A 20,772-nucleotide genomic window follows, 5' to 3' on the forward strand; every position below is an offset into this window, starting at 1 on the left:
CAAGTCAATACAAAGGTTCACCGCGGTAACATCCGCGGCTTTTGTGCAGCCCCCACCAGGGGCCGGCGCTTCACCCCTGGGCTTCGTGGGAGACACCCCTTGTCTGTATTCCTCAAGTTCGCGACCGGCATGGACTGGGTCAGCGAAAAACTCGGCAAGATCGCCGGCTACGCCGTCCTCGGCGCCTCGCTCATCTCGGCCGGCAACGCCCTCATCCGCTACGGTCTGGACTTCAGCAAGAACTCCTGGCTCGAGATCCAGTGGTACCTGTTCGCCGCCACCGTGATGCTCGGCGCGCCCGTGGTGCTGCGCTTCAACGAGCATGTGCGCGTGGACATCATCTACGGCAAGCTGAAGGGCTACGGGCCGGTGTATGTCGACCTGTTCGGCCTCACCTTCTTCCTGCTGCCGGTGATGGGCCTGTTCACCTACCTGACCTGGCCGTTCTTCTGGAACACCTGGGTCACCGGAGAGATGTCGGGCAATATCGGCGGGCTGGTCCGCTGGCCCGCGGCGCTGCTGATGCCGGTGGGCTTCGCGGCGATGTTCCTGCAGGGCGTTTCGGAAATCATCAAGCGCATTGCCTACCTGCGCGGCCTGATCACGATGGACACGCACTACGAGAAGCCGGTGCAGTGATGCGCGCCCTTCGCGCACCTTTCGCTTCTCGACCCCTCCCCCTTCGACGTCCGCACGGCAGGTAAGTAGCAATGCACATGGAAAACTTCGCCCCGATCATGTTCGCGGGGCTCGTGGTGATCATGCTGATCGGGTTCCCGGTCGCGTTCTCGCTCTCGGCCCTGGGCCTGATCTGCGGCTTCTTCGCCATCGAGATGGGCTGGTTCCCGGCCGGCTTCATGGCCAACCTCCCGCTGAACGTGTTCGGCATCCTGTCGAACGAAACGCTGCTGGCGATTCCGTTCTTCACCCTGATGGGAGCCGTACTGGAGAAGTGCGGGCTGGCCGAGGACATGCTCGACTCGATGGGCCAGCTCTTCGGCCCCATCCGCGGCGGGCTTGGCTACTCGGTGATCATCGTGGGCTTCATCCTGGGCGCCATCACCGGCACGGTGGCCGGCCAGGTGATTGCCATGGCCATGATCTCGCTGCCGGTCATGATGCGCTACGGCTACAACATGCGCTACTCGACCGGCGTGCTCGCCGCGTCGGGCACCATCACGCAGCTGGTTCCGCCCTCGCTGGTGCTGATCGTCATGGCCGACCAGCTCGGCACCGACGTGGGCCAGATGTACAAGGGCGCCTGGGGTCCGTCGATCCTGCAGGTCCTCATCTTCGCGATCTACACCTTCCTGGTGGCGCGCATCCGTCCGCACTACGTGCCCGGCCTGCCCGTGAGCGCGCGCACGCTGCACGGCTGGGCGCTGTGGGGCAAGTGCCTGCGCGGCATCATTCCCTCGGCCATCCTGATCTTCGCGGTGCTCGGCTCCATGGGCGGCCTGCCTTTCATGGACCGCGCCGTCGCCACGCCGACCGAGGCCGGCGCCATGGGCGCGGTGGGCGCGCTGATCTTGGCGCTCATCCACCGCCGCCTGAACTGGCAGCTCATGAAGGACGCCATGGAAGGCACCATGCGCCTGACGGCGATGGTGGTGTTCATCCTGATCGGCTCGCGCGTGTTCTCGCTGGTGTTCCAGGGCGTGGACGGCGCCAGGTGGATCGAGCACATGCTCTCGGGCCTGCCCGGCGGGCAGGTCGGCTTCCTGATCGCGGTGAACATCTTCGTGTTCTTCCTCGCGTTCTTCCTCGACTTCTTCGAGATCGCCTTCATCATCCTGCCGCTGCTGGGCCCCGTGGCGCACAAGCTGGGCATCGACATGGTGTGGTTCGGCGTGCTGCTGTGCGTGAACATGCAGACCTCGTTCATGCACCCGCCGTTCGGCTTTGCGCTGTTCTATTTGCGCGGCATCGCGGACACCCTCTTCAAGAACGGGGCGTTGCCCCGAAAGGTGGAGTCGCGCGACATCTACCTGGGCGCGGTGCCGTGGGTGATGATGCAGCTGCTGCTGGTGGCGATCGTGATCTTCTTCCCGCAGACCGTCACCGTGTTCCTGGACAAGGAAAAGGTCGTGGACATCGAGAAGGTCAACCTGGACATGCCCGCCGACGCCGAGCCGCCGCCCGCGCCCGACAGCAACGGCGTGAACATGGAAGACCCGTTCGGCAACGAGAAGAAGGACGAGCCGCCCGCCGCGTCCGACGCGTCGCCACCGGCTTCCACCGAAGCCGCCAAGCCGTGAGCGAGCGCGGCGCCGCTGAAGCACCACGCGACACGCCGGCCTCCATCGAAAGCGCCGCCTTCCCGCCGCTGCTGCGCACGCTGGCGGTGGTGCTGGTGGTCGATCTCTTCGCCTTCGCGATCTGGAGCCTGCCGTCGCTGCGCACGGCCGACTGGACGACGAGCGCGCTGGTGGTGATGGGCATCGCGGCGCTGTGCGTGGTGTGGGTCGGCTACTGGATCGTGTACAGCCGCACGCGGCTCGAGGGCGACGTGCTGGTGCAGACCTGGCTGTGGGACAAGCGTGTGAAGGCGCAGGACGTGGCGCAGCTCAAGCTGGTGCACATCCGCATGCTCGAACGCGTGATCGCGCCGAGGCTGCTGGTGCGACGGCGCTACGGCGGCATCACCTGGTTCCATGCCTGCGACCCCCAGGTGCTGATCGCCTTCGGCCAACGCGTGGCTGAGCTTGCTGTGCCTTCTTCGCCTGCGCCCGCGGCTGAAGCGCGGTAGTCGGCGATTCGGGACGGGTGATCGAGAGGCAGCGTTGCAACCCCAAGAAGACAAAAAGCCCCGCCGAACCCGGCGGGGCTTCTTGCTGTGAGGCGAAGCGGATGAGGCTTACAGCTTCTGCTGCTGCATGAACCGGTCGAACGTGCCTTCCGTGTAGCGGAACCAGGCGTTCTGGTCGGCCAGGAATTTCGACCAGTCGCCGTAGATCTTCTTCCACTCGGGGTTGCTGTTGTTCAGGTCCGAGTAGATCTGCTGGGCCGATTTGAAGGCCGCGTTCATCACGTCCTGCGAGAACGGACGCAGCTTGGTGCCCGAGCCCACGAGCTGCTTCAGCGCGATCGGGTTCTTGGCGTCGTACTTGGCAGTCATCGTGATGTTGGCGTGCGCGGCGGCCGCCTCGACGATCGCCTTGTAGTCGGCCGACAGGCCTTCCCATGCCTTGGTGTTGATGTAGAAGTCCAGCTCCGGGCCGCCTTCCCACCAGCCGGGGTAGTAGTAGAACGGGGCGATCTTGTTGAAGCCGAGCTTCTGGTCGTCGTACGGGCCGACCCATTCCAGGCCGTCGAGCGTGCCCTTTTCGAGCGCCGGGTACAGGTCGGCACCGGGAATCGATTGCGGGATCACGCCGAAGGGCTCGAGCACCTTGCCCGCGAACGGGTTGGTGCGGAACTTCAGGCCCTTCAGGTCGGCGACCGACTTGATTTCCTTGCGGAACCAGCCGCCCATCTGCGCGCCCGTGTTGCCGCCCGGCAGGTTGATGATGTTGTACTTGGCGTAGAACGCGCGCATCAGCTTCAGGCCGTTGCCTTCGTACATCCATGCGTTCTGCTGGCGGGTGTTCATGCCGAAAGGCACCGCGCAGCCCAGGCAGAAGGTCGGGTCCTTGCCGTAGAAATAGTACGGGGCCGTATGGGCCATCTCGACCGAGGCGTTCTGCACGCCGTCCACCACGCCGAACGCGGGCATCAGCTCGCCGCCCGCATGCACCGAAATCTGGAACTTGCCGCCCGTCATGTCGCTGACGCTCTTCGAGAACACCTCGGCGGTGCCGAAGATGGTGTCCAGCGACTTGGGAAAGCTCGACGCCAGGCGCCAGCGAACGGTGGCCTGGGCATGAACGGCGGGGGCGATGCCGGCAGCCAGAACGCCCGCGATGCCGGCGTTTTTGATGAGGGAACGACGATCCATTGATAGCTCTCCGAGTTCTTGGGAAAAACAAAACACGGCTTGTGACCGCGTTGGGGACTTTTGTATAAGCCGGGGCGATTGTAAAAACGCACTTACAGCGCCCGGCGGGGGTTTACCCTGCGCCGCACGGCGTGCCGATGCGGCATGGGCCAGGGAGGGTCGGGCCAACGAGGCATAAAATGTTAAATCGCCTTACATCCCTCTCTGACAACGGCATCCAAACATGAGACTCCCTACTTCCTTCAAGCCCGCATTGCTCGCGTTCGCCGCGGCCACCGCTTTCGGCGCGCAAGCGGCCGACATCAAGATCGGCGTTGCCGCCGCCCTGTCGGGCGGTGCCGCCCAGTACGGCTCGGCCATCCGCAACGGCTTTCAGCTGGCAGCCGACGAGATCAACGCCGCCGGCGGCATCAACGGCGACAAGATCGTGCTGGCCATCGAGGACGAACAGGGCAAGAAGGAAGACGCCATCAACGTCTTCAAGAAGCTGATCTTCCAGGACAAGGTCCTGATGACCTTCGGCCCCACGCTGTCGAACTCGGCCCAGGCGGCCGACCCGATCGCACAGGCGTCCAAGACCGTGGCCTTCGGCACGTCGAACACGGCCGACGGCATCACCTCCATCGGCGACTACATCTTCCGCAACTCGGTGACCGAAGCCGACGTGCTGCCCGAGACGCTGCGCGTGGCCATCAAGCACGCCAACGTGAAGAAGGTGGCGGTGCTCTACGGCAACGACGACGTGTTCACCAAGAGCGGCTACGACAACTTCAAGAAGGCCCTGGAAGACCTGAAGCTGCCCGTGACCACGACCGAGACCTTCGCCAAGGGCGACGTCGACTTCAAGGCCCAGCTCACCAAGATCAAGGCCACCAACCCCGACGCCATCGTGCTGTCCGCCCTGCTGGCCGAAGGCGCCCCGGTCATGGTGCAGGCCCGCCAGCTCGGCCTGAATGTGCCGATCATCGGCGGCAACGGCATGAACTCGACCAAGATCTTCGAACTGGCCAAGGGCAGCTCGGACAACCTGTACGTCGGCAGCCCCTGGTCGGCCAGCAACGCCACGCCCGAGAACACCAAGTTCCAGAAGGCCTACAACGACAAGTTCAAGGCAGCGCCCGACCAGTTCGCCGCACAGGCCTACGACGGCCTGTACGTGGTGGCACAGGCCCTCAAGGGCGTGAAGCTCTCGGGCAACCTGGCCGCAGACCGCACCGCCCTGCGCGACGCGCTGCCCAGCGTGAAGTGGACCGGTGCCACCGGCGCCTTCACCTTCGCGCGCGCCAAGGACAAGGCCGGCAAGCCCGCCGGCTACGACGCGCAGCAGCAGGCCATCGTGAGCGTCACGAAGGGCACTGCATTCGTGATCGAGAAGTAAGCAAGGCCGGTTCTTGCTTCTTCGGTGGCGGACCGCACGGCCCGCCACGCCTCTCGCCCCTGGCGCAGGACTGCCGACTGCGCCGTTTTCTTTTTTGATTTGCCGCAACGCCTTCCCGGTTGCGGCCTGACGGAAGCCCATCGTGCTCGATCAGCAGCTTGTCAACGCCTTGTCGCTGGGGTGCGTCTACGCACTCTTCGCGCTCGGCTTCACACTCATCTTCGGCGTGCTCGGCGTCATCAATCTTTCGCACGGCGCGGTGTTCATGGTGGGCGCCTATGCGGCGGCCGAATTCATGCGCGTGTCGGGCATGCCGCTGTGGGTCGGGCTGCCGTTCGCCTTCGCGTTCTGCGGCGTGCTGGGCTTCCTGATCGACGTGCTGGTGCTCAAACCGCTGCGCAAGCGCAACGCACCCCACCTGATCCCGATGATTGCCACCATCGGCGTGGCCATCATCCTGAACAACGGCATCCAGGGCATCTTCGGCGCGAAGAACCTGCGCTTCCCGGCCGGCACCATTCCCGACGACGCGCTGGTGTTCGCCGGCATCCACGTCACCGTGCTCGAACTGGGCATCGTGCTCGCGTCGTTCGTGCTCATGGGCGTGCTGATGCTGTCGCTGCAGCGCACGCAGCTGGGCCGGGCGCTGCGCGCCATCGCCGAGTCGCCCAAGGCGGCGTACCTGGTGGGCGTGAACGTCGAGGGCCTGTTCTTCCTGACCTCGTTCGTGGCCGCCGGCCTGGGCGGCGTGGCGGGCGTGCTGATCGGCCTGTATTCGAACGCCCTCTTCCCGCTGATGGGCCAGCCGATGCTCGAGAAGGGCATCGCGGTCATCATCCTGGGTGGCATGGGCGACATTCGCGGGGCGCTGCTCGGCGGCCTGTTCCTCGGCTTCGCCGAGGTGCTGTCGGTGGCCTACGTGGGCTCCAACATGCGCGACGCTGTCGCGTTCGGCCTGCTGTTCCTGGTACTGCTGGTGCGCCCGAAGGGCCTCTTCGGTTCGTTGAAGGAGCGCAAGGTCTAAATGGAAGCGCTCGACAATTTCTGGTCGGTCTACAGCAACCTGGTGCTCTCGCTGGGCATCAACGGCCTGCTGGCACTCTCGATCTGGCTCACGCTCGCCTGCGGCATGCTCGCCCTGGCCAACGCGGCCTTCATGGGTATCGGCGCCTACACCGCGTCGATCCTCACGCTGAACTACGGCGTGCCCTTTCCGGTGGCCATTGCCGCAGGCATGGCGGCACCGGCGCTGGTGGCCTTCATCATCGGCAAGCCGACGCTGCGGCTGTCGGGGGTGTACCTTGCCATGGCCACGCTGGCCTTCGGCGAGGTGGTGCGCATCGCCATCCTGAACGCCGAGTCGCTCACGGGCGGCGCGCTGGGGCTGAACGGCATTCCGCAATCGACCGAGTGGTGGCACGTCGCACTGGCGCTGGTGCTCGTGCTGCTGGTGCTGTGGCGCGTGCGCCGCTCCAAGGTGGGCCGCGCCTTCGAGGCCATCAAGGAAGACGAGACCGCCGCCGGCCTGATGGGCATCGACGTGGCGGGCCACAAGATGCTGGCCTTCGTGCTGGGCGGCGCCATCGCCGGCCTGGCGGGCACGCTGAACGCGCACCTGACCTTTTTCATCGGTCCGGCCGAGTACGGCTTCAACCGCGCGGTCGATATCCTGACGATGGCGATCCTGGGCGGCATCGGCAGCCTCACCGGCCCGGTGCTGGGCGGCACCATCCTCACGCTGCTGCCCGAGATGCTGCGCGGGCTGGGCGCGTTCCGCCTGGTGGTCAACGGCTTCATACTGGTGCTGATCGTGCTGTTCCTGCCCAAGGGCATCTGGGACCCGGCGCGCATCCGCCAGTGGTTCGGCCGCAAGGGGAGCGCGGCATGAGCGCCGCGCCGGGCCGCCCCAAGCAAGCTCGCACCGCAGTGCGAAGCACGGAGGTATTCAAATGAGCGACAACACGCTTTTGACATTAAAGAACGTGTCGCGCCACTTCGGCGGGCTCAAGGTCCTGCAGGACGTGAACCTCGACATTCCCAAGGGCGGCATCTTTGGGCTCATCGGCCCGAACGGCGCCGGCAAGACCACGGTGTTCAACCTGATCACCGGCTTGCTGCCCACCACCAGCGGCACCATCCACTTCGAAGGCCAGGACCTGGCAGGCCGCAAGCCCTTCCAGATCACCCGTGGCGGCATTGCGCGCACCTTCCAGAACATCCGCATCTTCAAGGAGATGTCGCTGCTGGAGAACGTGACGGTCGGCATGGACGCCAAGCTGCGCTACGGCCCCTTCGGCCTGCTGGCCGGCTCGGGCCTGTTCCGCAGCGAGGAGAAACGCGCGCGCGACCGTGCGCGCGAACTGCTCAGCTGGGTCAAGCTGGACCACAAGGCCAACGACGTGGCCGACAACCTTTCGTACGGCGACCAGCGCAAGCTGGAGCTGGCGCGCGCGCTGGCCACCGAGCCCAAGCTGCTGCTGCTCGACGAGCCGGTCGCCGGCATGAACAGCACCGAAAAGAGCGAGCTGATGGTGGAGATCGAGAACATCGCGCAGCGCGGCTTCACGGTGTTCATGATCGAGCACGACATGCGCTTCGTGATGGGCCTGTGCCAGCAGATCGCGGTGCTGAACTTCGGGCGCATCATCGCGCGCGGCGGCCCCGAGCAGATCCGCAACGACCCGCAGGTGATCGAGGCCTACCTCGGCCGCGAAGACGACGAAGCTACCAACGACCAGGAGGCCGCTGCATGAGCGCGGGGACGATGACGACGACGAACCCCTTGCTGAAGGTGCAGGACCTGAAGGTGTCCTTCGGCCACGTGCAGGCCGTGAAGGGCATCGATTTCGAGCTGCACGAAGGCCAGATCACCACGCTGGTGGGCGCCAACGGCGCTGGCAAGTCGACCACGCTGCTGGCGCTGTCGGGCCTGGTGAAGAAGGCCGGCGGGCACGTGACGTTCGCGGGCCAGGACATCACCGCGCTGTCGCCGCACAAGATCGTGGCCGGCGGCGTGGTGCAGGTGGCCGAGGGCCGCGCCACGCTGACCACGCTGACGGTGCGCGAGAACCTGGAGCTGGGCGCCTACACGCGGCGCGACGGCGCAGCCGCGCGCGTGGCCGACCTGGAACGCATCTACACCCTCTTCCCGGTGCTGAAGGACCGGGCCGACGGGCTGGCGGGCAACCTGTCGGGCGGCGAGCAGCAGATGCTCGCCATCGGCCGCGCGCTGATGGCCAAGCCGCGCGTGCTGCTGCTGGACGAGCCCTCGATGGGCCTGGCGCCGATCATCGTGCAGGACATCTTCCGCACGCTGCGCGAGATCAACAAGCAGGGTCTGACGATCTTCCTGGTGGAGCAGAACGTGCGCCAGGCGCTGAAGATCGCGGACCGGGCCTATGTGATCGAGACGGGGTCGATCGTGCTTTCAGGCACGGGGCGCGAGCTGCTGGGCAATCCCAAGGTGCAGGACGCGTACCTGGGCACCTGACCTGCATTTCTCCCTCCCCCACTGGGGGAAGGAGCAAAACCTGAACCTCAGCTGCGGCCGAAGCGGTCGGCGACGGACTTCTCGATGCCGGCCGCATCGAGCCCGATGCTCGACAGCAGCTTCGCCGGATCGCCATGCTCGATGAACCGGTCGGGCAACCCCAGCTGCAGCACCGGCTTCTGCACATTCGCCGCCTGCAGCGCCTCGAGCACCGCACTGCCCGCGCCGCCCATGACGGCGCCCTCTTCCAGCGTGACGATGGCATCGTGCGTGCCCGCCACCTTCAGCAGCAGTTCGACGTCCAGCGGCTTGGCCCAGCGCATGTTGACCACCGTCGCGTCGAGCGACTCGGCGGCGGTGAGCGCGGGGTACAGCAGCGTGCCGAACGCGAGGATCGCGATGCGCTTGCCTTCGCGGCGCACTTCGCCCTTGCCGAAGGGCAGCGCGTCCAGGGTGAGATGCGGCGTGACGCCAGCGCCCGCGCCGCGCGGATAGCGCACCGCCACCGGGTGGTTCTGCGCGTACGCACTCGACAGCAATTCGCGGCATTCGCGCTCGTCGGCCGGACAGGCGATGCTCATGTTCGGAATGCAGCGCAGGAACGGAATGTCGTACGCACCCGCGTGCGTGGCGCCGTCCGCGCCGACCAGGCCCGCGCGGTCGAGTGCGAACACCACCGGCAGGTTCTGGATCGCCACGTCATGGATCAGCTGGTCGTACGCGCGCTGCAGGAAGGTCGAGTAGATCGCGACCACGGGCTTGAGCCCCTCGCACGCCAGGCCGGCGGCGAAGGTCACCGCATGCTGCTCGGCAATGCCGACGTCGTAGTAGCGGTCCGGGAAGCGCTGCTCGAACTCCACCAGCCCCGAGCCTTCGCGCATCGCGGGCGTGATGCCCACGAGCCGGCCGTCGGCGGCGGCGGTGTCGCACAGCCACTGGCCGAACACCTGCGTGAAGGTCTGCTTGGCCACCGTGGTCGGCTTGACCAAGCCCACTTGTGGGTCGAACTTGCCGGGGCCGTGGTAGGCCACGGGGTCGACCTCGGCCAGCTTGTAGCCCTGCCCCTTCTTGGTGACCACGTGCAGGAACTGCGGGCCGTCCAGATGCTTGAGGTTTTCGAGCGTGGGCACCAGCGAGTCGAGGTCGTGGCCGTCGATCGGGCCGACGTAGTTGAAGCCGAACTGCTCGAACAGCGTGGCCGGCACGACCATGCCCTTGGCATGCTGCTCCAGGCGCTTGGCCAGCTCGAACAGCGGTGGCGCATTGCGCAGCACGCTCTTGCCCACGTTCTTGGCGGCGGCGTAGAAGTTGCCGCTCATCAGCTGCGCGAGGTAGCGGTTGAGCGCGCCGACCGGCGGGCTGATCGACATGTCGTTGTCGTTCAGGATGACGAGCAGCTTGCAGTCGCACACGCCCGCGTTGTTCAGCGCCTCGAAGGCCATGCCGGCGGTGAGCGCGCCGTCGCCGATGATGGCCACGGTGTGGCGGTCTTCGCCCTTCTGCTTCGCGCCCATGGCCATGCCCAGCGCGGCCGAGATGCTGGTCGACGAATGGGCGGTACCGAAGGTGTCGTACTCGCTCTCGCTGCGCTGCGGAAAGCCCGAGATGCCGCCGGCCTGGCGCAGCGTGGGCATGCGCTCGCGCCGGCCCGTGAGGATCTTGTGCGGATAGGTCTGGTGGCCCACGTCCCACACCAGGCGGTCGTGCGGCGTGTTGAACACGTGGTGCAGCGCCACCGTGAGCTCGACCGTGCCGAGGTTGGAGCTCAGGTGGCCGCCGGTGCGCGAGACGTTGTCGAGCACGCAGGCGCGCACCTCGTCGGACAGCTGGCGCAGCTGGGCCCGGTCGTACTGGCGGATCGGTGCGGGGTCGTGGAGTGTGGGAAGCAGCGGGGCCATGGGGTGGTGTGTTCTTTTCTCTCTCAGCGGTCGCGGTCGACCACCATGTGGGCCAGTGCGCGCAAGGCGGCTGTATCGGCCAGGCCGCTCCTGTCGAGGGCGGCGAGCGCATCGGCGAGCAACTGGCGGGCCTGTGCGCGCGCGCCGTCCAGGCCCAGCAGTGAAACGTAGGTGGGCTTGTCGGCCGCGGCATCCTTGCCGGCGGTCTTGCCCAGGGTGTGCGAGTCGGCCACGACGTCGAGGATGTCGTCGACCACCTGGAACGCGAGGCCGATGGCCGCGCCGTAGTCGCGCAGCGCGGCCAGCGCCGTGGGGGCGACGGGGCCGCAGGCGGCGCCCATCTCCACGCTGCCCTGCAGCAGCGCGCCGGTCTTCAGGCGATGCATTTCGCGCAGTTGCGCTTCGTTCAGCGCAACGCCCACGCTGGCCAGGTCGATCGCCTGGCCGCCCGCCATGCCCTGGCTGCCCGCGGCACGCGCGAGCAGGCGGCACAGCAGGGCCTGGGTGGCGACCGGAACTTCGTCGCCCTCGGGGGCCAGCAGCTCGAAGGCCAGCGCCTGCAGCGCGTCGCCGGCCAGCAGGGCGTCGGCCTCGCCGAACTTCACGTGCACCGTGGGCTTGCCGCGGCGCAGCACGTCGTTGTCCATGCACGGCAGGTCGTCGTGCACCAGGGAATAGGCGTGGATCAGCTCGGTGGCGCAGGCCGCGCGCAGGGCCGCGGCCGCGTTGCCGCCGACCGCTTCACTCGCGGCCAGCACCAGCAGGGGCCGCAGCCGCTTGCCGCCGTCGAGCACCGCATAGCGCATGGCGTCGCCCAGCAGCACGGGGGCATCGACGCCGACCCAGCGCGACAGCGCGGCTTCGACGTTCGCAAGGTGGGGGTCACTCCACGCGGCGAGGGTCTTGGCGTCCCAGGGGGACGGATTCATCGTGACGGCGCTCATTCAGCCGTCCAGACCTTCAGGCTGTCCGCGTCGAGCACCTTGATCTGGTCTTCGACCGCCTGCAGCTTGTCGCGGCAGAAGGCGAGCAGCACGGCGCCGCGCTGGTAGCTGCCGAGCAGCTGGTCGAGGGGCAACTGGCCCGACTCGAGTTCCGCCACCAGTTGTTCCAGTTCCTGAAGCCCGGCTTCGTAACTGGCGGGCAACGAGCCCGTATCGGGCGTGGCCGCCGGGCTGGACGTGGAAGGAGAAGGCACCTTGGGCATGCAAGCGAAACGTGGGTGAAACCGGGCATTTTAGGACGGGGACCAGATCGGGGGCCCCCGGGTACAATGCGAACTTCTCTCGTTGACCCCATCAACACCCCCTTCGGGCCGTCGAACACTCCTGGCGGCACCTCCGTTCCTTCCTTTTTTTCTCCCTGTGGGGAGCTTGGTCAGGTCCTCCATGTCTGATTTAAGTCTTCAACTGCAGCAGGCCACGAGCCAACTTCCAGTTTCCGCGTATTTCGACGAGGCCCTGTATGCCCGCGAAATGCAGAACCTTTTTGCGCGAGGGCCCCGCTACGTCGGCCATCGCCTGGCCGTGCCCGAAATGGGCAATTTCCACACCCTGCCCCAGGAACACCAGGGCCGCGCGCTCGTGCACACGCCCAAGGGCGTGGAGCTGATCTCCAACGTCTGCCGCCACCGCCAGGCCCTGATCCTTCGCGGCCGCGGCCAGCTCGACAACCAGACCGGCGGCAACATCGTCTGCCCGCTGCACCGCTGGACCTACGCTGCGAGCGACGCGCGCACCACCGGCACGCTGATCGGCGCCCCGCATTTCGATCGGGACCCCTGCCTGAACCTGCACAACTACCCGCTCACCGAATGGAACGGCCTTCTGTTCGAGAAGAACGCCGACGGTTCGGGCCCCGACGTGGCGGCCGACATGGCGGGCCTGGGCCCCCAGGCCGACCTCGACTTCTCGGGCTACGCGCTCGACCGCGTCGAGCTGCACGAGTGCAACTACAACTGGAAGACCTTCATCGAGGTCTACCTCGAGGACTACCACGTGGGCCCGTTCCACCCGGGCCTGGGCAGCTTCGTCACCTGCGACGACCTGCGCTGGGAGTTCAAGCCGCGTTATTCGGTGCAGACGGTGGGCGTGGCCAACCGCCTGGGCCGCGCGGGCAGTCCGGTCTACCAGAAGTGGCAGGAGCAGTTGCTCAAGTACCGCGACGGCAAGCCGCCCAAGTACGGCGCCATCTGGCTCACCTACTACCCGCACGTGATGGTCGAGTGGTACCCGCACGTGCTCACGGTGTCGACCCTGCACCCCGTGAGCCCGACCAAGACGCTCAACATGGTCGAGTTCTTCTACCCCGAGGAAATCGTCGCCTTCGAGCGCGAGTTCGTCGAAGCCCAGCAGGCCGCCTACATGGAGACCTGCGTGGAAGACGACGAGATCGCCGAGCGCATGGACGCCGGGCGCCGCGCGCTCATGCTGCGCGGCGACAACGAGACCGGCCCGTACCAGAGCCCCATGGAAGACGGCATGCAGCAGTTCCACGAGTGGTACCGCGTGGCCATGCAAGACACCACCGCGTGACGGCCGCCTTGCTGCCCGCAGCGAGGCACCATCCGGCAAGTCCCGGGGCAACCCGGGCACGTTTTTCCCCTTTCATGAAGTAGAGACGATGCAAGCGCTCTGGATGGTGCTCGGCGCCTTTTTGTTCGCCACGATGAGCGTGGTCGTGAAGATCGCCTCGGCGTGGTTCAACAGCGGCGAAATGGTGCTGGGGCGCGGTCTCATCGGCATCGTGTTCCTCTGGCTGCTGGCCCGCAACCGCGGCGTGTCGCTCGCCACGCAGTACCCGGGCATGCACGCCTGGCGGAGCACCATCGGCGTGATCTCGCTGGGCGCGTGGTTCTATGCCATTGCCCACCTGCCGCTGGCCACCGCCGTCACGCTCAACTACATGAGCAGCGTGTGGGTCGCGGCCTTTCTCATCGGTGGCGCGCTGCTGGCCTGGGTGCCGGTGCCCGGGCGCGACGGCCGCGTGGAACGCCCGCCGCTGCAAGGCATGCTGGCGATGACCGTGCTCGCGGGCTTCGTGGGCGTGGTGCTCATGCTCAAGCCCACGGTCAACGGCAACGAAGGCTTTGCAGGCATGCTGGGCCTGCTGTCGGGCCTGACGGCCGCCTTCGCCTACATGCAGGTGGTGGCCCTGTCGCGCATCGGCGAACCCGAGCTGCGCACGGTCTTCTACTTTGCGGTTGGCTCGGCCGTGGCCGGGGCCTTTGCCACGGCGGCCACCGGGTTTTCGGGCGGCAGTTCGTGGACATGGCAGCATGCGCTGTGGCTGCTGCCGATCGGCCTGCTGGCGGCCCTCGGACAACTCTGCATGACACGCGCCTACGCCACCGCCAAGACCCAGGCCGGCACACTGGTCGTTGCCAACCTGCAGTACTCGGGCATCGTCTTCGCGGCGTTCTACAGCGTGGTGCTGTTCGACGACCGCATCGACGCCGCCGGCTGGGGCGGCATGGCCCTTATCATCGCCAGCGGCATTGCTGCAACTGTGTTGCGACAGCGGGCGGTGCCCAAGGCGCCAGCCGAGGAACACTGACACGCCAGCCGAGGAACCTTGACCCCCGCGCCTTGCGCGCATCGACCAGCGAAGGACACACGACATGTACACCACCCTCATCAGCGTCGAACAACTCCAGCAGCTGCAGGCAGGCGACACCTCCTTCATGGTGTTCGACTGCACCTTCGACCTCATGAAGCCCGAATCGGGCGCGCAGCAGTATGCCGCCGCGCACATCCCGGGCGCGCACTACGCCAACCTCGACACCGACCTGAGCGCCAGGCACGGCGTGCCCGGCGCGCACGGCGAAGTGGTCGTGGCGCAGGAAGACGGCGTGCCCGCCTCGGGTGGGCGCCACCCGCTGCCCAGCCGCGAGAAGTTCGCGCAATGGCTCTCCAGCATCGGCTTCGCCAACGGCATGCAGGCCGTGGTGTACGACCGCAACGGCGCCAACTACTGCGGGCGCCTGTGGTGGATGCTCAAGTGGATGGGCCACGACGCCGTGGCCGTGCTCGACGGCGGCCTGCAGGCCTGGCAGGCCGCGGGCGGCGAGGTCACCAGCCGCGAGGAGCCCGCGCGCTTCCAGTCGAACTTCGTCACGGGCGAGCCGCTTGCGAAGCTGGTCACCACCGACACCGTGGTGCGCCGGCTCGGCCAGCCTGACCAGAACCTGATCGATGCGCGCGCCGGTGCACGTTACCGCGGCGAGGTGGAACCTCTGGACCCGATTGCCGGTCACATCCCCGGGGCCCTAAACCGGCCCTTCGCCGAGAACCTCGGTCCCGACGGCAAGTTCAAGCCGGCATCGCAATTGCGTGCCGAGTTCGAGTCGCTGCTCGCGGGGCGCGATGCGGCGAGCGTTGTCCACCAGTGCGGCAGCGGCGTGAGCGCCGTGCCCAACCTGCTCGCCATGCAGATCGCGGGGCTGGGGACGACCGCGCTCTATGCCGGCAGCTGGAGCGAATGGAGCAACACGCCGGGGCTGCCGACCCGGCAAGGCGCGCAACCATGACATTGACGAATCGACGAGTCCGCACCCTTCGACGCACCACCGGTCTCGCACTGGCCGCCGCATGGTTCGCGGCCGCCCCGTTCCTCACCGCACAGGCCCAGCAGCAGCACGCCCACGTGCACGGCCAGCTCAAGCTCGACGTGGCCATCGACGGCCCCACGGTGGTGATCGACATGGAGTCGCCGCTGGACAACATCGTCGGCTTCGAACGCGCCCCGAAGACCGACGCCGAGAAGAAGGCCGTCGAAGAAGCCGTCGCCCAGCTGCGCGCGGCCGACAAGCTCTTCATCGTCGATCCGGCCGCCAACTGCAAGCTCGGCCCGGTCGACCTGCGCTCCGGCGCGCTGGGCCTGGGCAACCCCGATCCCAGCGAGCCCGCCGGCCATGCCGATCTGGACGCCACCTTCTCCTTCAACTGCACCAGCGCGGCCGCCGCGAAGTTCATCGACGTGAACCTGTTCACCGCGTTCAAGGGCCTGCGCCAGATCGACTCGCAGATCGCCTCCGCACAAGGCCAGTTCAAGCGCCAGCTGAAGCGCCCGGCCGGCGCGCAGGCCGCGCAGCCCGCCCGCCTGAGCTGGGGCAAGTGACACTGTGAGCACCGTCCCCGAGGCTGTGACAGCCGAGACGTCGCCCCTGCGCGTCGTGCTCGCCGCCGAAGCGCTGCGCTTCACCTGGCCCGGCGTGAAGACGCCGTGCATCGACATCGAGGCCTTCCGCATCGCCGCCGGCGAGTCGGTGTTCCTGCATGGCCCGAGCGGCTGCGGCAAGAGCACGCTGCTGTCGCTGCTGGCCGGCGTGCTGGTGGCCGACGAAGGCCGCGTCACGCTGCTGGGCCACGACTGGTCCAAGCTCTCGGGCGCCGCGCGCGACCGCAGCCGTGTGGCGCACGTGGGCTACATCTTCCAGCAGTTCAACCTGCTGCCTTACCTGAGCGTGCTCGACAACGTGCTGCTGCCCTGCCGCTTCTCGGCAAGACGTGAGGCGCAGGCCGCGCGCAACGGCAGTTCGCGCGAGGCCGCCGAGCACCTGCTCGACCAGATGGGCCTGGACCGCAACCTGTGGAAGCGCCAGGCGCTGCAACTGTCCGTGGGCCAGCAGCAGCGCGTGGCCGCGGCGCGCGCGCTCATCGGCCAGCCCGAAGTGGTGATTGCCGACGAGCCCACCTCGGCGCTCGACGAGGACCGGCGCGAAGCCTTCCTCGATGTGCTGCTCACCGCCTGCGTGGAGAACCGCAGCGCGCTCGTCTTCGTGAGCCACGACCAGCGCATCGCGCAACGCTTCGCGCGGCACGTGCTGCTGCCCGAGATCAACCGCGCGGCAAGCAGCGCGATGGCGGTGGACGCATGAAGGCGCTCTTCTCGATTGCCTGGCGCAGCGCATGGAACCGGCGCTTCACGCTCGCGCTCACCGTGTTCTCCATCGCGCTGTCGACCTTCCTGCTGCTGGGTGTGGAGCGCATCCGCACCGAGCTGCGCGAGAACTTCGCGTCCTCCGTGTCCGGCACCGACCTGATCGTGGGCGCGCGCACCGGCTCCACGCAGCTGCTGCTGTACTCGGTGTTCCGCATCGGCGCGGCCACCAACAACATCTCGTGGAAGAGCGTGCAGGCGCTGCAGGCGCACCCGGGTGTCGACTGGGTGGTGCCGCTGTCGCTGGGCGACTCGCACCGTGGCTTCGCGGTGCTGGCCACGTCGCCCGAGTACTTCACGCGCTTTCGCTACGGCGACAAGCAACTGCTGAAGATGCGCGAAGGCAAGCCCTTCAGCGAACTGTTCGACGCGGTGGTGGGTGCCGAGGTGGCCGACAAGCTCGGCTACCACGTGGGCCAGAAGATCACGCTGGCACACGGCAGCGGCGAGCTCAACGTGGCCGAGCATGCGGACAAGCCCTTCACCGTGGTCGGCGTGCTCGCGCGCACCGGCACGCCGGTCGACCGCACCGTGCACATCGGCCTGGCCGCCATGGAAGCCATTCACCTCGAGTGGGTGGGCGGCGCGCCGATGCCGGGCGTGCACATTCCGGCCGAGCAGGTGCGCAAGTTCGACCTCACGCCTAAGAACGTGACGGCCGCGCTGGTGGGCCTGAAGAACCGCGCGGCGGTGTTCGGCGTGCAACGCTGGATCTCCACCTACACCGGCGAGCCGCTCATGGCCATCCTGCCCGGCGTGGCGCTCGACGAGCTGTGGAGCGTGATCGGCATCGGCGAGAACGCGCTGCTGCTGATGTCCGCGCTGGTCGCGCTGGTGAGCCTGGCCGGGCTGGTGTCTGTCGTGATGGCCGGCCTGAACGAACGCCGCCGCGAACTCGCCGTGCTGCGCGCCGTGGGCGCGGGCCTGCGCCACGTGCTGGCCCTGCTTGCGCTCGAAGGCGCCATGGTCACCGTGCTGGGCGTGGCCTTCGGCGTGGTGATGGCGGTGCTGGGCATTGCCCTGCTCTCGCCATGGCTGCAGGCGCAATTCGGGCTGACACTGAGCCTTTCCGAACCTACACTGAACGAATGGCTGCTGATGGCAAGCCTGCTGGCCGCCGGATGGCTGGCAAGCCTGCTGCCCGGCATCCGCGCCTACCGCCTCTCTCTTGCCGACGGCCTCTCGCCGAGGATCTGAAACATGCACATCGCACACGCATCGAACTCCTCGAAAGCTTTCACACGGCTTTCAATGCTGATTGCAGGCGCCGGCCTCGCCGCTGCCGCCTGGGCCGCCGAGCCGTCCCCCAAGGACACCACCGCCGCCAACCCGCTGGGCGGCAAGGCGGCAGCCCCTGCAGCCGCCGCCAAGCCCGCCGCGGGCCAGGCGCGCCAGATCACATGGGAAGAGCTGGTGCCCAAGGACTGGGACCCGGCCAAGGAGTTCAAGGGCATGGACCTGAGCGCGCTGGACGACGGCGACCCGCGCGCCAACGAGCTGCTCATGAAGATGCAGGAGGTGTCGAACAACGCACCGACCAACCCGTCGATGAACGGCGTGGAAGTGAAGATCCCGGGCTTCATCGTGCCGCTCGAAGAGGCCAAGGGCGAGGTCACCGAGTTCCTGCTGGTGCCCTACTTCGGCGCCTGCATCCACACCCCGCCGCCGCCGGCCAACCAGATCCTGCACGTGGTGCCGCAAAAGGGCGCCAAGTTCCGCGCCATGGACACCGTGTGGGTCACCGGCAAGCTGCAGACCCTGCGCAACGACTCGATGATGGGCGTGAGCGGCTATCACGTGAGCGCCGCCAACGTCACCAAGTACACCGGCGGCGCCAAGTAAGGCCAAGGCCCTGCAGCCCTTGGCCTCGCGCCTTGTGCGCTGTACGCCGACAGCGTTGACGGCGCATCGCCGACACAGTCGGTTGCATCCACGGCGCAGGCTTTGTCATCGCCTGCCGCCGCGCACCGTTGAAAGAGTTCCGGGCCCGACGCCGGCGTCCTCATGGAACTCCGATGACAAACAACAACTTCGCCCCTCGCCTGCTGACGATCTCGCTGTGCATCAGCGCCTTCGTGCTCGCAGGCTGCGACAAGACCCCCGGCACGCCCGCAGCGGCTGCCGACCCGGCGACCTCGATGCCCGCGCCCTCGGTGCCGCAGACACCGGCAGCCGCTCCCGCGGCGCCCACGCCCGTGGCCTACACGCCGCCCTCGGCCGAACAGCTCTACCAGCTGGTCGCCCCCATCGCGCTCTACCCCGACAAGCTGGTGGCCCAGGTCCTGGCGGGCGCCACCTATCCCGAGCAGATCACCGCCGCGCACGACTGGCTCGGTCAGAACCGCAACCTGAAGGCCGGCCCGCTGGCCGACGCGGCCAACCAGCAGGCGTGGGACCCGAGCGTGAAGTCGCTCACCGCCTTCCGCTCGGTGGTCGACCAGCTGGCAGGCAACATCCCGTGGACCACGGCGCTCGGGCAGGCCTACTACAACGACCCGGCGGACGTGATGAACGCGATCCAGGTCATGCGCCAGCGCGCCTCGAAGGCTGGCCGGCTGAAGAACAACGACAAGCTGCGTGTGGCCAGCGCCTCGGCACCGCAGAACTACGCACCGTCGCCCGACATGCAGCCGGTGTACGGCGGCCCGGCCGTGATCGAGCCGCCGCCGCAGTACATCACCATCGAGCCGGTGCAGCCCGACCTGGTGTACGTGCCGGCCTATGACCCGCAGGTGATCTACGGCGCGCCCGAGCCGGTGTATCCCGGCTATGCGTATGCGCCGCCGGTGCAAGTGGCCCAGGGCTACAGCGGCGGCCAGCTGGCTGCGGCGGGCGCGCTTGCGTTCGGCGCCGGGGTGGTGGTGGGCAGCGCGCTCGAGCGGCATGGCTGGGGCTGGAACTCCTGGAACGTGAACTGGGGTGGTCCGCGCGGTCGTGACCGCGATCGCGACCGTGGCGCACCGCCCGCCTTCGCACGGCCGGCCGTGGTCTACAACAACAGCACCTACGTGTCGCGCTCGACCACCGTGATCAACAACGTGAACGAGCGCACTGTCTACAACAACAACGGCGGTCCACGCGGCGGCACGCCGCCCAATTTCGCGGCGGGGCCGGCCTTCGCTCAGCAACAGCAACAGGCGCAGTTGGCCCAGCAGCAACAGCAACGTCAGCAACAGCAGCAGCAAGCGGTGATCGCGCAGCAACAGGCACAGGCGCAAGCTCAACAACAACAAGCCCAGCAACGCGCTCAGCAGCAACAGCAGCAAGCCCAGCAGCAACAGGCTCAGCAACAAGCCCGGCAATTGCAGGTGCAGCAACAGCAGGCGCGCGATCAACAGCAGCAAGCGCGACAGGCACAAATGCAGCAGCGCCAGCAGCAGATGCAGCAAGCCCAGCAGGCGCAGCAAGCGCGCGGCGGCAACCCGCAAGGGCCGCAACAGGCACAGCAGCAACAAGCCCAGGCGGAGCAGGCACGCCGGCAGCAAGCGCAGCAACAACAGGGCCAGCAACAGGCACGCGAGCAACAGCAGCAGGCCCAGCAGCGCGCGCAACAACAGGCCCAGCAGCAACAAGCCCAGGCGGAGCAGTCACGCCGACAGCAGGCGCAGCAGCAACAGGGTCAGCAACAGGCGCGCGAGCAACAGCAGCAGGCCCAGCAGCGCGCGCAGCAACAGGCCCAGCAGCAGCAACAGCAGATCCAGCGCCAGCAACAACAGCAGCAGGCGCAGCAACAGCAGGTCCAGAACCAGGCTCGGCAGCAACAACAGGCCCAGCAGGAACAGATGCGCCAGCAGCAGCAGGCGCAACAACAAGCCCAGCAGGCGGCAAGGGCGCAGCAGCAACAGGCGATGCAGCAGCAACGCCAGCAACAGCAGGCCGCCATGGCGCAACAACAGGCGCAGGCCCAGCAGCGCGCGCAGCAGCAGGCCCAGCAGCAACAACAGCAGGTGCAGCGCCAACAGCAACAGGCGCAGCAACAACAGCAACAACAGCAGCACCAGCAACAGCAAGCGCAGCAACAGCAGGCCCAGCAGCAGCAGCGCCTGGCGGCGGCCGCCGCCGCGCAGCAAAAGCGTCCGCCGGGCCGCCCCGGCGAGCCCGGACAACCGCCTCAGTAAGGTCCGGCTGC

At 67.4% G+C, this 20,772-nt stretch carries 20 protein-coding genes; 16 read left to right on the forward strand and 4 right to left on the reverse strand.

Annotation, left to right across the window (positions count from 1 at the left end):
* Positions 1-99: 99 nt before the first annotated feature.
* The 3 genes from AC0IYU_RS14410 to AC0IYU_RS14420 all read left to right on the forward strand — a co-directional run bounded on the left by AC0IYU_RS14410 (position 100) and on the right by AC0IYU_RS14420 (position 2,749).
* Complete coding sequence (locus AC0IYU_RS14410; RefSeq protein ID WP_435483220.1) at positions 100-639, forward strand: TRAP transporter small permease subunit; 540 nt, start codon at positions 100-102, stop codon at positions 637-639.
* A 71-nt stretch (positions 640-710) separates the two neighbouring features.
* Positions 711-2,258 (forward strand): TRAP transporter large permease, encoded by a 1,548-nt coding sequence (locus AC0IYU_RS14415; RefSeq protein ID WP_472117887.1) that lies wholly within the window; start codon positions 711-713, stop codon positions 2,256-2,258.
* On the forward strand, positions 2,255-2,749 hold the full coding sequence (locus AC0IYU_RS14420) for a hypothetical protein (protein ID WP_472117890.1): 495 nt from the start codon (positions 2,255-2,257) through the stop codon (positions 2,747-2,749). Before AC0IYU_RS14415 ends, AC0IYU_RS14420 begins: the two co-directional genes overlap by 4 nt.
* A 108-nt stretch (positions 2,750-2,857) precedes the next feature.
* Here the strand turns inward: AC0IYU_RS14420 and AC0IYU_RS14425 are convergent, their stop codons facing one another.
* Positions 2,858-3,937 (reverse strand): TRAP transporter substrate-binding protein, encoded by a 1,080-nt coding sequence (locus AC0IYU_RS14425; RefSeq protein WP_435483217.1) that lies wholly within the window; start codon positions 3,935-3,937, stop codon positions 2,858-2,860.
* Between the two features lie 223 nt (positions 3,938-4,160).
* Between AC0IYU_RS14425 and AC0IYU_RS14430 the strand changes: the two genes are divergently transcribed.
* From AC0IYU_RS14430 to AC0IYU_RS14450, 5 genes are all read left to right on the forward strand, one after another.
* Positions 4,161-5,315 carry an ABC transporter substrate-binding protein gene (locus AC0IYU_RS14430; protein ID WP_472117893.1) on the forward strand — a complete coding sequence of 385 codons (1,155 nt, stop codon included), beginning with the start codon at positions 4,161-4,163 and terminating at the stop codon, positions 5,313-5,315.
* Between the two features lie 142 nt (positions 5,316-5,457).
* On the forward strand, positions 5,458-6,339 hold the full coding sequence (locus tag AC0IYU_RS14435; RefSeq protein WP_472117895.1) for a branched-chain amino acid ABC transporter permease: 882 nt from the start codon (positions 5,458-5,460) through the stop codon (positions 6,337-6,339).
* Entirely contained in the window at positions 6,340-7,203 is an 864-nt protein-coding gene (locus AC0IYU_RS14440) for a branched-chain amino acid ABC transporter permease (protein WP_435483214.1), read from the forward strand.
* A 61-nt stretch (positions 7,204-7,264) separates the two neighbouring features.
* Positions 7,265-8,068, forward strand: a complete 804-nt coding sequence (locus tag AC0IYU_RS14445) for an ABC transporter ATP-binding protein (protein ID WP_435483213.1) — start codon at positions 7,265-7,267, stop codon at positions 8,066-8,068.
* The gene (locus AC0IYU_RS14450) at positions 8,065-8,805 is read left to right on the forward strand and encodes an ABC transporter ATP-binding protein (protein WP_472117898.1); all 741 of its coding nucleotides are present in this window, start codon (positions 8,065-8,067) and stop codon (positions 8,803-8,805) included. Before AC0IYU_RS14445 ends, AC0IYU_RS14450 begins: the two co-directional genes overlap by 4 nt.
* A gap of 47 nt (positions 8,806-8,852) precedes the next feature.
* Here AC0IYU_RS14450 and dxs read toward each other — a convergent pair whose 3' ends face one another.
* Genes dxs through xseB form a run of 3 tightly spaced genes read right to left on the reverse strand, consistent with a single transcriptional unit; the run spans position 8,853 to position 11,910 of the window.
* Complete coding sequence (dxs, locus tag AC0IYU_RS14455) at positions 8,853-10,703, reverse strand: 1-deoxy-D-xylulose-5-phosphate synthase (RefSeq protein ID WP_472117900.1); 1,851 nt, start codon at positions 10,701-10,703, stop codon at positions 8,853-8,855.
* Positions 10,704-10,726: 23 nt separating this feature from the next.
* The gene (locus tag AC0IYU_RS14460; protein ID WP_472117903.1) at positions 10,727-11,632 is read right to left on the reverse strand and encodes a polyprenyl synthetase family protein; all 906 of its coding nucleotides are present in this window, start codon (positions 11,630-11,632) and stop codon (positions 10,727-10,729) included.
* A gap of 11 nt (positions 11,633-11,643) precedes the next feature.
* A complete protein-coding gene (xseB, locus tag AC0IYU_RS14465) occupies positions 11,644-11,910 on the reverse strand; it encodes an exodeoxyribonuclease VII small subunit (protein WP_472117906.1) in 267 nt (88 codons plus the stop codon).
* 181 nt (positions 11,911-12,091) lie between these two features.
* Between xseB and AC0IYU_RS14470 the strand changes: the two genes are divergently transcribed.
* From AC0IYU_RS14470 to AC0IYU_RS14505, 8 genes are all read left to right on the forward strand, one after another.
* The gene (locus AC0IYU_RS14470; protein ID WP_435483208.1) at positions 12,092-13,237 is read left to right on the forward strand and encodes an aromatic ring-hydroxylating oxygenase subunit alpha; all 1,146 of its coding nucleotides are present in this window, start codon (positions 12,092-12,094) and stop codon (positions 13,235-13,237) included.
* 88 nt (positions 13,238-13,325) lie between these two features.
* Positions 13,326-14,258: a DMT family transporter gene (locus AC0IYU_RS14475; protein WP_472117909.1), complete on the forward strand. Its 933-nt coding sequence runs from the start codon at positions 13,326-13,328 to the stop codon at positions 14,256-14,258.
* A 64-nt stretch (positions 14,259-14,322) separates the two neighbouring features.
* Complete coding sequence (locus tag AC0IYU_RS14480; RefSeq protein ID WP_472117912.1) at positions 14,323-15,231, forward strand: sulfurtransferase; 909 nt, start codon at positions 14,323-14,325, stop codon at positions 15,229-15,231.
* A complete protein-coding gene (locus AC0IYU_RS14485; RefSeq protein ID WP_472117915.1) occupies positions 15,228-15,821 on the forward strand; it encodes a DUF2796 domain-containing protein in 594 nt (197 codons plus the stop codon). Before AC0IYU_RS14480 ends, AC0IYU_RS14485 begins: the two co-directional genes overlap by 4 nt.
* A 4-nt stretch (positions 15,822-15,825) precedes the next feature.
* A complete protein-coding gene (locus AC0IYU_RS14490; RefSeq protein WP_435435410.1) occupies positions 15,826-16,581 on the forward strand; it encodes an ABC transporter ATP-binding protein in 756 nt (251 codons plus the stop codon).
* Positions 16,578-17,840, forward strand: a complete 1,263-nt coding sequence (locus AC0IYU_RS14495) for an ABC transporter permease (protein ID WP_472117918.1) — start codon at positions 16,578-16,580, stop codon at positions 17,838-17,840. Before AC0IYU_RS14490 ends, AC0IYU_RS14495 begins: the two co-directional genes overlap by 4 nt.
* A 3-nt stretch (positions 17,841-17,843) precedes the next feature.
* On the forward strand, positions 17,844-18,485 hold the full coding sequence (locus AC0IYU_RS14500; protein WP_472117921.1) for a DUF3299 domain-containing protein: 642 nt from the start codon (positions 17,844-17,846) through the stop codon (positions 18,483-18,485).
* A gap of 173 nt (positions 18,486-18,658) precedes the next feature.
* Positions 18,659-20,761 (forward strand): DUF3300 domain-containing protein, encoded by a 2,103-nt coding sequence (locus AC0IYU_RS14505; RefSeq protein ID WP_472117925.1) that lies wholly within the window; start codon positions 18,659-18,661, stop codon positions 20,759-20,761.
* The last annotated feature ends 11 nt before the right edge of the window (positions 20,762-20,772 follow it).

The sequence above is a fragment of the Variovorax sp. AC103 genome (genome assembly GCF_979254005.1).

Excerpts from the sequence above, each read along its gene's own strand:
- AC0IYU_RS14415 (WP_472117887.1), top strand. The coding sequence starts at position 711 with ATGCACATGGAAAACTTCGCCCCGATCATGTTCGCGGGGCTCGTGGTG.
- AC0IYU_RS14425 (WP_435483217.1), bottom strand. The coding sequence starts at position 3,937 with ATGGATCGTCGTTCCCTCATCAAAAACGCCGGCATCGCGGGCGTTCTG.
- AC0IYU_RS14430 (WP_472117893.1), top strand. The coding sequence starts at position 4,161 with ATGAGACTCCCTACTTCCTTCAAGCCCGCATTGCTCGCGTTCGCCGCG.
- AC0IYU_RS14440 (WP_435483214.1), top strand. The coding sequence starts at position 6,340 with ATGGAAGCGCTCGACAATTTCTGGTCGGTCTACAGCAACCTGGTGCTC.
- AC0IYU_RS14445 (WP_435483213.1), top strand. The coding sequence starts at position 7,265 with ATGAGCGACAACACGCTTTTGACATTAAAGAACGTGTCGCGCCACTTC.
- AC0IYU_RS14450 (WP_472117898.1), top strand. The coding sequence starts at position 8,065 with ATGAGCGCGGGGACGATGACGACGACGAACCCCTTGCTGAAGGTGCAG.
- dxs (WP_472117900.1), bottom strand. The coding sequence starts at position 10,703 with ATGGCCCCGCTGCTTCCCACACTCCACGACCCCGCACCGATCCGCCAG.
- AC0IYU_RS14460 (WP_472117903.1), bottom strand. The coding sequence starts at position 11,632 with ATGAATCCGTCCCCCTGGGACGCCAAGACCCTCGCCGCGTGGAGTGAC.
- xseB (WP_472117906.1), bottom strand. The coding sequence starts at position 11,910 with ATGCCCAAGGTGCCTTCTCCTTCCACGTCCAGCCCGGCGGCCACGCCC.
- AC0IYU_RS14470 (WP_435483208.1), top strand. The coding sequence starts at position 12,092 with ATGTCTGATTTAAGTCTTCAACTGCAGCAGGCCACGAGCCAACTTCCA.
- AC0IYU_RS14475 (WP_472117909.1), top strand. The coding sequence starts at position 13,326 with ATGCAAGCGCTCTGGATGGTGCTCGGCGCCTTTTTGTTCGCCACGATG.
- AC0IYU_RS14480 (WP_472117912.1), top strand. The coding sequence starts at position 14,323 with ATGTACACCACCCTCATCAGCGTCGAACAACTCCAGCAGCTGCAGGCA.
- AC0IYU_RS14485 (WP_472117915.1), top strand. The coding sequence starts at position 15,228 with ATGACATTGACGAATCGACGAGTCCGCACCCTTCGACGCACCACCGGT.
- AC0IYU_RS14495 (WP_472117918.1), top strand. The coding sequence starts at position 16,578 with ATGAAGGCGCTCTTCTCGATTGCCTGGCGCAGCGCATGGAACCGGCGC.
- AC0IYU_RS14500 (WP_472117921.1), top strand. The coding sequence starts at position 17,844 with ATGCACATCGCACACGCATCGAACTCCTCGAAAGCTTTCACACGGCTT.
- AC0IYU_RS14505 (WP_472117925.1), top strand. The coding sequence starts at position 18,659 with ATGACAAACAACAACTTCGCCCCTCGCCTGCTGACGATCTCGCTGTGC.